This window comes from Bradyrhizobium sp. SZCCHNRI20481, from assembly GCF_032485055.1.
Lineage (GTDB): Bacteria > Pseudomonadota > Alphaproteobacteria > Rhizobiales > Xanthobacteraceae > Bradyrhizobium.
Genome location: NZ_JAUEUE010000005.1, coordinates 422294 through 433040, shown reverse-complemented (window position 1 = coordinate 433040; position 10747 = coordinate 422294). Strand labels below are relative to the sequence as shown.

Below are 10747 nucleotides of genomic sequence, written 5' to 3'. Positions count from 1 at the left end.
ATCCGAGTTCGCCGCCACCTGCAATCCGCGTCGGGATCTGGCGCTGCGCTATGCCGAGAGCTCCGCGCCAGCTCCCGCCGCTACCACCGCCCAGATGGGCACATCCAACCGCCCGAACGAACTCAGATCTGGATAAAACTTGGGGGCAAGGTCAGCTCACGAGGAGGTGGGATGAAACCAAGCTGGTTCGTATCCTAATTTATGCCTTTCCCACGCCCAAGGGCCGCACCTTCGGATATCCGATCAAGTGGCTCGAGGACCTGGAAGACATCCGATTTGAAAATCATATGGTTCCGGCATCAAGGACCATGATGGCCTTTTGCAATTCAATTACGGGGACTACATGCGTTTGCCGCCGCCGGAAAAACGCACGTGTTGTCATCCCGCGGCAAAATTTCGATTGCCGCCGGATGCCAGCCGTCGATGACAAGAGCTCACGATAAAACGAGCCGAATTCGAGGCGACGACAGCACGACGCCGCGATCATCCGGCTGATCGTGAGCCGAAGTTCCGGTCGGGTCACCGCTGCTTCTTCAGGATGCAGAAGGTCGCTGAATGCAGCACCTCAAACGATTCCGGCTGTTCATTCAGAAAACGCCGATGCTCCCGCTCAAACGATTCGAGTTTTTCCGGCGTTAGCGATGATGCGGCGAGCCCGCGCGTCGCCCTCATCCGCCCGTGCCACGTCTCGCGCGTAAACGGGAGGAATACGTCGAATGCAAATGACGTATCCACCTCAAATCCCAGCGACATGTCCACGCCATAGGTCGTCGGAACTCCGTCACTGTCGAACTTGGCGCGAGTGTAGCCCACGCCGTTCCATGCAGGATTATATTTCAGGACGAGCTCCTCGCTTCTCTTGGCGATGGCGCTTTCTTCCGGCAGCCATACGAGCGACATGATCGCAAAGCGCCCATCGTCCTTGAGCATTCGAAAGAGACGAGAGAGCAGCGCGGACTTGTCAAAATAGGTGAAGCACATGCAGGCCATGACGGTGTCAAAGGTCTTGTCGGGGAAGTCGACCTTTTCGGCCGGCGAGACGATGTATTCGATATTCATTCCCGCAGACAGTCTCCGTGCCTGCGCGATTTGATTTTCTGAAATATCGACGCCGATCAGTTTGGCGCCATATCTGGCGAGGTGGCGTGGCAGGACGCCGGTGCCCGTTCCCAAATCCAGCACGGTCTGCTCCTTTTTGCATAGGCCGAGGTCATGGATCTTCTGGAAAAAGACCTCCGGATACACGTCGCGGAACTTTGCATAATCCTCGGAAATGTTTCCGAAGTCGAACGCGTTTCCGCTATCTATGTGACCCAGATTGATCATCGCTCTTCCCTCGTTTTTCGACGACCGAGATGTGTCTCGGCAGTCACGGACGTTGCTGCGCTTGCAAATTCGTAGACAATGCTTCTCGGGCCTAAGCCACGCGCTGCCCCCCTCGCCAGGTCTCGACCACCCTTGCCGTACCGCCCCTTTGCTGCACACGAATGAAATCGGCCGGCTGCCCTGCCTGCAGCCCGTCATCGATGGGCAAGCCGAGGAAGCGACCGGCTTCCCCGCTCAGGAAACGGCCGATGGATTGAGCGTCTCCCAAATCAAACAGCTTGGCGGCCGCCTCGATCAGTGAAAACGGCGCGTAGTCGTAGGAGAGTATCGACAGCGCGCTCGCGGCATGAAGATCGCGAACCGAGACGTTTCCGACATAAGACTCGCCCCGCACGAAATTCGGCGCGCCGGCGAGGACCGGCAGGCCGAGCCCGGCGGCTGCGCTGGCCGCCTCCAATGTGGTCGGAAACTCGCAAAGCTGGCTGCCCAGCGCATGCGATCGTTTGACATCCTGCGCGGTCGCATCGTCATGAGTCATGAAGCGCACACCGTAATAGCGGGCGCTCGCCGCCAGCTCCGCGGCCCGCTGCCAATACAGCGTCACAGCCGCTTCCGCCCGCATGGTGAAAGCCGCCGCAATTCGCCCCTGGTCGTGGCGCAGGCGGGCGGCAACCGCCTCTCGCCACTTCTCGCGGGATCGGAATTGGCGACGGCCGCAGCTGTGATCCATTGCGGATACGACCGCGATCTGGTCTCTATACGTCTCGATGATCGGAAGGGCCGCTTCCAGCACGCCGTCATCCGTCAATTCGCATCGAAGATGTATCATGTGACGGCTGCGCAGCCCTTCGGACGAGATCGCTTCCTTCAGCAGGTCGATCGCTTCGATAGCCCGCTCGATTGCAGTGCCGTCGTTTTCGAGATTGTCGAGGGCGACCGTCGTCAGTCCGGTGGTGATGCCGGCGGCCGCCATCAGCGCGTCATGATGAAGCAGATTGCGATGCAGGGACCGGTCGACGCCTGCCCGCTCACCCTGAATGACGTCGAACCCTCCAGCGTGAAGATCAACGAAGCCCGGCAGAAACATGTCATCCCTGGCATCCGGCGTTCGCGGCTCCGCAGTCATGGAGATAAAAGTTCCACCCTGGTGGCACAGCTCGCCGAAACGAACTCCCTTGGATGTGAGAAAGAAGCCACTGATTCGGTGTACGGGACGGGTCATCGGGGACATCACACTGTAGATGAGGCATCAAGGGCGTCACCTCGGCGAACCGGCGGCTCACGGGTCAAGGCCGCAGCTGCCGTCAATGAGCGAGACAAGGCGTGGCGCACGACCTCGGTAAAGGCCGCCGTCCCCAGCGTACCGCCGAGATCCCGCGTCACGTTGCGCCCCTCCGCCTCCAGGCACGCAAAGACCGCGTTTCGCAACAGCACGCCAGATAAGGCCAGGTCCGGAGCGCGCTTCGTACTGCCGAGATGTTCGAGCAGCATCGCGGCGGACAAGAACATCGACGTCGGATTTGCGCGATCCTGATCGGCGATGTCCGGCGCCGAGCCATGCGCAGCCTGCGCCATCACGCGCGTGGCGCCAAAATTCAACGATCCGGCGATGCCAAGCCCGCCGCCCATGGCCGCCAGCAGGTTTGACAGGATATCGCCGAACATGTTGGTGGTGACCACCACATCGAAATCCTGCGGACGCGAGACCAGGGCCGCCGCGGCGGCATCGACGATGAGCTCGCCGTAGACTGTAGAGCCAGACGCCGCGGCTCGCGCCCGGCACTCTCGCAGAAACAGACCGTCGGTGATTTTCAGCACATTGGCCTTGTGAACCGCCGTCACGCGCCGCCCCCGTCCGGCCGCGATGCCAATCGCAATATCGGCGATTCTGGCGGAGTTCGCCGCGGTGATCTTCCGCAAGGCAAATGCCGTATCGGCATCCGGTGCGAATTCCCCCGACCCCGCATGCATGGTCCTGACGGCGTAAAAGCCTTCGGTATTCTCCCGCACCAGAACGACGTCGAAATCCTCGATGCTGCGACGCTGGCTTCTGATCGAGCGTACCGGTCGCACGTTGGCAAACAGATCGAGATTCTGGCGAAGCCATGCCGATGCATTGATGCCGCCGGACTCGGGACTTGGGTATTCCGAAGTCGAAAGAGGACCAAGGACAATGCCGTCCGCTTGACTTGCCACCTCACGAGCGGCGGGAGGAAACGTTGTCTTCATGGAGGACAGCGTGCTCAAACCGATGTCGTGACGCTCGATTTGCAGGCCGAGATCGAAATGAGCGTCGAGATCGCCGATCAAGACGAGCGTCGCCGAAACAATCTCAGGGCCGACCCCGTCACCCGGATAAACGACGATCTTCATGTCTCGACCTCGACCTGCTCCGCCAGATATTCAGTGATGATCGAGACCACCCTTTCCGCGATCGCCCGGAGGGTCTCCGTGGTTTGCGCGCCGACATGAGGCAGCGATACGACATTCTCCAGCGAGATCAGGTCGATGTCGCCGCTGCCGCCCTCGTCATATTGAACATCCAGCCCCGCGCCGGCGATCCGTCCGGCCCGCAAGGCAGCAAACAGCGCCGCGCGGTCGACATGCGCGGCTCGGGACGTGTTGATCAGGACCCCATGCGCGGGCATCGCTTCCAGGACCTCCTTGCTGACGATCGGCGGCGCCCCTGGAACCAGCGGAAGATGGAGGCTGACGATATCGCAATGGGTTGTCATCAGCGCCAGGTCGGACCAGAGCATCGCTCCGAGCTGTTCGGCTGCTTGCTGCTTTTCCGGCCGATCGGGCGACCGATCGAACGCCATGACGGTCATGCCCAGCCGATGCGCCAAAGCGGCGGTCTCTCGCCCGATCCGCCCGAAGCCGATGATACCGAGACGCTGCCCCTGCAGAAGCCTGCCGACGAAGGCGGATTTCGAGCCCCACGAGCCTGCCCGCAACGCCCTGTCATGGAGTGGAATGTGTCTGAGACATGCAAGACACAATCCGATCGCCAACTCGGCAACCGATCGCTCCGAACCGCCGGTGGCAATCACTCGCACATTACGGGCGGCAAGACGATCGACGTCGATATTGTCGGTACCCGAGCCGGCCTTCACCACCAGCCGGAGCGCGGGCAGCCTGTCGATCAAATCGGCGTTCAGCGTCAGATTGCTTCGCGTGACCAGAATTTCGATCTGCGCAAGCCGTCGCTCCGACTTGACCTCCGCGAATGTCCCGATCTCGAGGCCGCGCGGATGCTGTGAAAGCCGTTCCCGCAGCAGCGGATCGTAGATGCCCTGCATTGCGATCAACATGGTTGGCCTCTCTCTTCGTCATCGTGCGATGTCGCACGGCCTCTTGGAACGGCAAGCGTCCGATCCGTGATCGCCATCGAGTCCGGCGCGGCGATGCCGGGATTCAGAAGCACGCGGCAGGCATCGATCGTGTCCGGTATGACGATGGATTCCATGTGGATTCCAAGGGTCATCGCCACATCATGCCCAGAGACGACCAATCCAGCTTCCCAGACTACGACGCTCGGGCAATCGCACCGGCCAAGACCGGCCGAATATTCGCGAAGACGACGGGTCGAGATCGCGCCATCCGCGACCAGAATACGCGGTGTCGCCGCGAGCGCGGCGAGCAGAGCGCCGCGATCCGGCGGCGTTTGGAAGCGTAGGAACGCGCTGATGAGGTGCCCGCGATTAGTCGGCGCCTTGATCGCCAGACTCGTGATCGGCAGCGTCGGCCAGAATGCGCGCAGATCCTCGGCATGATGCGAGAGCCCGTGCTCGGCGCTGAGTCCCACCGCATCGCCCTTGTGTGCCTTGTCGCCATCCGTTGCTGATCGTACCAGGACCAGTCTTGCTTCGAACGCTCCGGCGATGCCGAGCAGGACCGCAAACACCCGCGCGACACCCGTGGTGTTGCAGCTTACGACCCGGACGCTGCGCAGTCCGCGCGCCTGGGCGAAATTGACGCTCGCACAAAAGCTGATGTCGGCGAGCTCTTGCCCTTCGCCGCCTTGGAACACCGCCGGAATGCCGGCTTTTACATAATGATCCTTGCGCGCCTCGGCCGAGCCGCGAGGCGCACAATCCACGACGAGATCGACGCCGTCGAGAAATGCCTCGAGGCCGCCATCCGCGGCGCCTTCGAATGGAGCGCCGACGGAGTAGGTGGGCACGTGCGCGAACGCCCTCAAATAGGGCGACATCCGCGGCGCAGCAAACCCGGACACCGTCATGTCCGGCTGCCACATCGCCGCCGTTGCGACCCGACGCCCGATCGTGCCCAGACCGACAATCCCGATCCGCTTTTTTCCAATGTGCCGATCCGTCTGCCCGGTCATCGATGGGCGCTCCGGACCCGCTCAAGGGCCTGGTGGAGCGCTCGCGCCACCTCTGTCTTTTGCTGGCCGGGATGAGCCAGGGCACCAATGGCATCGCACAGGTAAAGCGCAATGCAGGCCGGCGTAGCGGCGGCCCAGACCACGGCATTGCTGCTGCGGCCGGTGCCGCAGATGTGCGCGGAAAACACCACAACCTGCGGAAACCAGAGGTCCGGCCAGCCGACATCGGCCATGAATTCGCAAAGCAGCGCCGTGTCCGCGATATCCTGGTCTGCGACATGCAGGTAACGATGCTGGCGAAGGCGAGATGCGATGTCGTCAAGCGAGATCTCCGTGAGCGGACAGACAATTCGCAGTACCCAGCAACGGCTCTGGGCCACGTGCACGCATTGCGTCGTCCACGATCGTCCGGACGATCGATAGAATCGCGGCGGAGAGGTCAAGGCGATCGCATCGATCGGTCCATCATGCCGCGCCGGCACGAAGACCATCACGTCGGCCTCCGAACCACAAAGGGCTTCCAGGACGGCCTGCGATCCGACCTCGGCGGGTGACGGGACCTCAAAGCAGGCGGCATCGGTGCCGACGTCGCGAGCCCAGACGTAGGACGGGGATGACGCAACATCCAGGGATCGCGGTGCGAGCTCGATCGCGTGGCCGGCGTTGGTCGACAGCCTCAGCGAGCCGTCCTGGCCTAACAGGATTTGCCCCTGCCAATCCGTCGACGCGACCAGCCTCTCGGCGCAGCCGACAATGTCCTGAAGGCCTCGATATGTCGCGGCCTCGCGCCGACTATTCTCCCGTCGTGGCGGTAGTGCAGCGACATATGGTTCATCACGCATTTCAAGCTCTCTGCTATTTCAGGAATTCAGACTCGGCGCCAACCCGTCGGCGCCTCGTGCGAGCTTTTCCACGCGCGATATCTCCAGCGTGTACCCGACCAGATCGAAGATCTGCTTGGTCGGCATGATCGTGTTCTCGAGCTCGAATACGCCGTCGTTCTCGAGAATTGCCCCACACGTTTCAGTCATGGCCGCTGCAGCGGCCCGGAGCTGCTGATTGGCGTAGATCACGCCGGAAAGGCCGCCTTCGAACAGCTGCGACGCGGTCGTCGCGTAGAACGTCGTTGGCACGCAAATAATCGGCACCTTATATCCGAGCGCCCGAAAGGTCCTCGCGAAATCGAGAACCTGGTCGCTTTGCTTGCTCTTGGAATGGATGAAGATTCCGGACGCGCCGGCCTCGACATACAGAGCGGCGCGCTCGACGATTTCCCTGGTTGCCAGACTGGCGTTGTAGCCTTCCAGCCGGGCGAAGACCATCAGCTCATCGGCGCTGACCATGTCCACCGCCGCCCGGATTCGCGCGGCGAACTCCTCCGGCGGTGCGAGCTTCTGATCGGGCGCATCAAGACTGTTGCGCTTCTCACCCGTCTTTTCCTCGAAGACGACGCCGCCGACCCCGGCGCGCCGCAATGTCGTGCAAAGATAGCGCAAGCTGGACAGCGAGCCGCCCGTGTCGCCATCCACGAGGATCGGCAGATCCGCCATTGCCGCGATCTGCTGAATCGTATCAAGTCGCCTGTCGATTCCGATCATCTCGAGATCCGGAACCCCGACAGACGCCGAGCAGGTCAGGCTGGAGACCCACAAACCGTCAAATCCGCGGCCGGTCCGCAACGAGCGAGCCCGACACGCAATCAAGGTCGACAATCCGCTGTGAACCTCGATGAATCGCATGCCGCGGGAGCGGAGAAGGTCAACCAGCTTCTGCCCAGGCTTCATATGCTCGGTTGTCATGCCTTTTCCTTTCAACGAACGGCGTTGGCGTAATTCGCTTTCAAATGGGCTATCAGGCCTCCCGCTCTCGTGATCGCCACCAAATGCGGCGACGGCGGAAAAAATCGCCCCGTCCTTGCAGCAGTCATGAAGCTTCCACGCTCCCAATCGATGTCGATGTACGAGCCCTCCTCGGTCTCGTCGTGCGGAACAAACGCCTCGATGAGCGGGAGGCCGACGTTCCAGGCGTTTCGATAGAATATCCTGCCGAAGCGCGGAGCAATCACCACCGCCACCCCGGCGGCCAGCAGACTGGCCGGCGCCTGTTCGCGCGAGCTGCCGATGCCGAAAATCGAGTCGCCAATGAGGACGTCGTCATTGCTCAGACGGGCGCCGAGATCCGGACAGTTGTTTTCGAACACGTGCTTTGCAAGTTCGCCCGGATCGACAAACATATGCTTGTACTTTCCGGGTATGATGTCGTCCGTCGATATCACGCCGCGAATCAACCGGATGCGCCCACGGGATGGAAGGCTCACAGTCATCTCCTTGAGATCGAGATCTGAGAAGCAGTTATGCGCCGAGGTCCGACGGACGCGGAAGGCATCCGAGGATCGCCGTATATGCCGCGACCAATGGTGAGGTCAGAAAGATATCCGCTTCCCGATTTCCCATGCGCCCGATGAAATTGCGATTCATGGTCGAGACCACTCGGTCGCCCGCTGCGGGGATGCTGCCCTGTGTTCCCAGGCAGGCGCCGCATCCTGGAGGCGTGACGATGCCGCCGGCGGTCATGATATCATCGACGTAGCCCGCCTTCGCCGCATCGAGGTAGATCTGCCGGGATCCCGGCGTCACCAGACAGTGGACTCGACTGTGAATGGTACGTCCGCGAACGACTGACGCGAACTCCGCGATATCTTCAAGCCGGCCATTGGTGCACGATCCCAGGAAGACGTAATTTACGTCGAGGCCTTCACAACTCGGCAAGGGAATCGCGTTCGACGGCGAATGGGGTCTGGCGACAAAGGGAGGCAGATCGTGGAGTTCGAGCTCAATCTCCTCCGCGGGAGCAATGCCTGTCTCCATCAGATCAGATAGCAGCTTTCGTGGTTGGCTACCATCGAGAAATACGCATTTGGCTCCCATCTCAACGGCCATGCTGGCAATCGTCGCGCGCGCGTCGGATGACAGCGTCTCGACCCACGGGCCACACCACTCGATCGAGCGATACAGGAAGCGATCCTGACCGAGCTTCGCCAGCGCATAAAGAGCGACATCCTTCGCGCGGGCATGAGACGACGGATATCCCGATGTCACCAACCGCACGGTTTCCGGAACCTTCAGCCATGTTGTGCCCGTGACCATGGCGGCGGCGACGTCCGAAGCACCCATGCCGAGAGCCAGGCAATCATTGGCACCGCCCGTGCAGGTATGGGAGTCGGTCCCTAGCACGATGGAACCAGGTGCAAACCACCCGGCCTCCATTGCCACCACATGACTGATGCCCTCGCCACCGCGAAACACCTTCAGCTCATAACGCCTTGAGAATTCCATGGCCTCCCTGATCCGATCCGCAATGCTTGCGTTCGGCCAGATCACCGAATGGTCGAAAAACACGCCGATCCGGGCCGGATCGAACACCCGGTTCAGGCCGTTGTCTGCGAACAACTTCGCGATCGTTGGGGAGTTGCCATCCTGGAGATAGACGCGGTCGACCGGGACGGTCATAATCTCTCCTGGCGCGATCGATCGACACGAAACGCGACTGGCAATAATGCGATCCACCATCATTAGATGTTCGCCTCGTGGTTCGAGTCGGGACGACCGGACGCCGTCTCCAACAGCTCCTGATAGATTGCGACGACTTCCGTCGCGTCGAGCGCGCTCTGCTTTCGAATGGCCTCCGCGCGAACGGCCTCCAGGCATCTGAAAAGCACGTCGTCATTCAGCACCAGATCGGCATCGATCACGCATGATCGGACGGCAGCGCGCCCGGAATGCTTCCCGATGACGATGCGTTGCGTTCCCCCGACCTCGTCGGCCGAGAACGGCTCGAACGTATTGCTGTCGTTGAGCACGCCCTTGGCGTGAATTCCCGACTCGTGGGCGCAGACATTGTCACCAACCACCGGCGCCCACGGGGGCAATTTGACCCTCGTCTCCTGCGAAACGACCTCGGAGAGATTGCGCAGACCGCGCGTATCGATCTTCAAATCGACATCGTAGAGCTTCTTGAGCGCCATCACCATCTGGGCAAGATCCGGCATGCCGGCTCGCTCACCGAGCCCGTTGACGCAGACGTGAAAATATTTCGCTCCAGCCTTCAGCCCGGCGAGGGTGTTGGCGACCGCGAGCCCGAAATCGTTGTGGCAATGACATTGCACGTCGACCTCAGCGGAGCTCTTCACCAGCTCGATTTTCCTTGCGTATTTTTCTGGGGTCATGATCCCTATGGTATCGGACAGTCGCATGCGGTCCGCGCCCAATTCGCTCAGGCGCCCGGCATAGTCGACGAGGAAGGCTTCGTCCGTGCGTCCGACATCTTCGGCGCTGATCGAAACGAACGCACCCCGATCTTTCGCGTAGTTGACCAAATCGCTGGCAGTCTCGAGCACCCATGCCCGATTCTTGCCGACGCTCTGCTTGAGATGAACGTCGGATGTCGGCAGTCCGATATGGACGGCTTCAAATCCCAGATCGAGAGATTGCTTGACGTCATCCCGCACGCCTCGATTCCACGCGACCAGCATCAGTTCGGATTTATATTCGACGACTTCGCTGAGAAAGCGGAGCTCATCTCCGCCCATTTTCGGAATCCCGACTTCGATCCACTTCACGCCGACACGGACCAATGCTTCAAATATTTCCCGTTTTTGCTCTTTGGACCAGGCGACGCCAGGCGCCTGCTCGCCGTCGCGAAGGGTGGTGTCCTCGAGCACGATATCCTGGTTTATCAGCACGTCTCCGCTCCATGCATTTTGTCGTGATGTTTTGAGTGGCTTCAGATTTTTCGAGAGAGCCGTCATGCGACGATTTCAATTTAACACCCTCATGCTGGCGGCCAGCCTACGTCGACGACGTCATCGTGACACCTATAAAGATTGATAGGGCACGATCGACGTTCCGGTGATGAGACGTCACGCATGGACGAATCGGGCATGAACGACCGTGCGCATTCTGACCTGAAAGGATTGCCGGCCTGAGATTGATGTCTCTGAACCACACCGCCGTCTCGATCTCAACGCATGAGAATTTGAAGGTGCGCGAGAGCTGGCGATTCCGTTCGATG

General features: G+C 60.8%; 10 protein-coding genes and 1 pseudogene. 1 reads left to right on the top strand and 10 read right to left on the bottom strand.

Annotation, left to right across the window (positions count from 1 at the left end):
- Positions 1 to 136 (top strand): annotated as a pseudogene (locus QX132_RS10830) (IS3 family transposase); the annotation flags it as partial.
- Between the two features lie 383 nt (positions 137 to 519).
- Here the strand turns inward: QX132_RS10830 and QX132_RS10825 are convergent.
- The 10 genes from QX132_RS10825 to QX132_RS10780 all read right to left on the bottom strand — a co-directional run bounded on the left by QX132_RS10825 (position 520) and on the right by QX132_RS10780 (position 10484).
- Entirely contained in the window at positions 520 to 1326 is an 807-nt protein-coding gene (locus tag QX132_RS10825; protein WP_316161086.1) for a class I SAM-dependent methyltransferase, read from the bottom strand.
- A 91-nt stretch (positions 1327 to 1417) separates the two neighbouring features.
- Positions 1418 to 2548: a hypothetical protein gene (locus QX132_RS10820; protein ID WP_316161085.1), complete on the bottom strand. Its 1131-nt coding sequence runs from the start codon at positions 2546 to 2548 to the stop codon at positions 1418 to 1420.
- Between the two features lie 8 nt (positions 2549 to 2556).
- Positions 2557 to 3699, bottom strand: coding sequence for an isocitrate/isopropylmalate dehydrogenase family protein (locus QX132_RS10815; RefSeq protein WP_316161084.1), 1143 nt, complete (start codon positions 3697 to 3699; stop codon positions 2557 to 2559).
- Positions 3696 to 4640 carry a D-isomer specific 2-hydroxyacid dehydrogenase family protein gene (locus QX132_RS10810; protein ID WP_316161083.1) on the bottom strand — a complete coding sequence of 315 codons (945 nt, stop codon included), beginning with the start codon at positions 4638 to 4640 and terminating at the stop codon, positions 3696 to 3698. Before QX132_RS10810 ends, QX132_RS10815 begins: the two co-directional genes overlap by 4 nt.
- Entirely contained in the window at positions 4634 to 5677 is a 1044-nt protein-coding gene (locus QX132_RS10805; RefSeq protein WP_316161081.1) for a type II glyceraldehyde-3-phosphate dehydrogenase, read from the bottom strand. Before QX132_RS10805 ends, QX132_RS10810 begins: the two co-directional genes overlap by 7 nt.
- The gene (locus QX132_RS10800) at positions 5674 to 6519 is read right to left on the bottom strand and encodes a hypothetical protein (RefSeq protein ID WP_316161079.1); all 846 of its coding nucleotides are present in this window, start codon (positions 6517 to 6519) and stop codon (positions 5674 to 5676) included. Before QX132_RS10800 ends, QX132_RS10805 begins: the two co-directional genes overlap by 4 nt.
- 18 nt (positions 6520 to 6537) lie before the next feature.
- Positions 6538 to 7476 carry an isocitrate lyase/phosphoenolpyruvate mutase family protein gene (locus tag QX132_RS10795; protein ID WP_316161078.1) on the bottom strand — a complete coding sequence of 313 codons (939 nt, stop codon included), beginning with the start codon at positions 7474 to 7476 and terminating at the stop codon, positions 6538 to 6540.
- 11 nt (positions 7477 to 7487) lie between these two features.
- A complete protein-coding gene (locus QX132_RS10790; protein WP_316161077.1) occupies positions 7488 to 7994 on the bottom strand; it encodes a hypothetical protein in 507 nt (168 codons plus the stop codon).
- Between the two features lie 34 nt (positions 7995 to 8028).
- Entirely contained in the window at positions 8029 to 9246 is a 1218-nt protein-coding gene (locus QX132_RS10785; protein WP_316161113.1) for an aconitase/3-isopropylmalate dehydratase large subunit family protein, read from the bottom strand.
- A gap of 2 nt (positions 9247 to 9248) precedes the next feature.
- Positions 9249 to 10484, bottom strand: coding sequence for a hypothetical protein (locus QX132_RS10780; RefSeq protein ID WP_316161076.1), 1236 nt, complete (start codon positions 10482 to 10484; stop codon positions 9249 to 9251).
- Positions 10485 to 10747 lie beyond the last annotated feature (263 nt).

What these genes read in the sequence shown, in the direction of transcription:
- QX132_RS10815 (WP_316161084.1), bottom strand. Translation starts at nt 3,699, where the DNA reads ATGAAGATCGTCGTTTATCCGGGTGACGGGGTCGGCCCTGAGATTGTT.
- QX132_RS10795 (WP_316161078.1), bottom strand. Translation starts at nt 7,476, where the DNA reads ATGACAACCGAGCATATGAAGCCTGGGCAGAAGCTGGTTGACCTTCTC.
- QX132_RS10785 (WP_316161113.1), bottom strand. Translation starts at nt 9,246, where the DNA reads ATGGTGGATCGCATTATTGCCAGTCGCGTTTCGTGTCGATCGATCGCG.
- QX132_RS10800 (WP_316161079.1), bottom strand. Translation starts at nt 6,519, where the DNA reads ATGCGTGATGAACCATATGTCGCTGCACTACCGCCACGACGGGAGAAT.
- QX132_RS10810 (WP_316161083.1), bottom strand. Translation starts at nt 4,640, where the DNA reads ATGTTGATCGCAATGCAGGGCATCTACGATCCGCTGCTGCGGGAACGG.
- QX132_RS10805 (WP_316161081.1), bottom strand. Translation starts at nt 5,677, where the DNA reads ATGACCGGGCAGACGGATCGGCACATTGGAAAAAAGCGGATCGGGATT.
- QX132_RS10825 (WP_316161086.1), bottom strand. Translation starts at nt 1,326, where the DNA reads ATGATCAATCTGGGTCACATAGATAGCGGAAACGCGTTCGACTTCGGA.
- QX132_RS10820 (WP_316161085.1), bottom strand. Translation starts at nt 2,548, where the DNA reads ATGACCCGTCCCGTACACCGAATCAGTGGCTTCTTTCTCACATCCAAG.
- QX132_RS10780 (WP_316161076.1), bottom strand. Translation starts at nt 10,484, where the DNA reads ATGACGGCTCTCTCGAAAAATCTGAAGCCACTCAAAACATCACGACAA.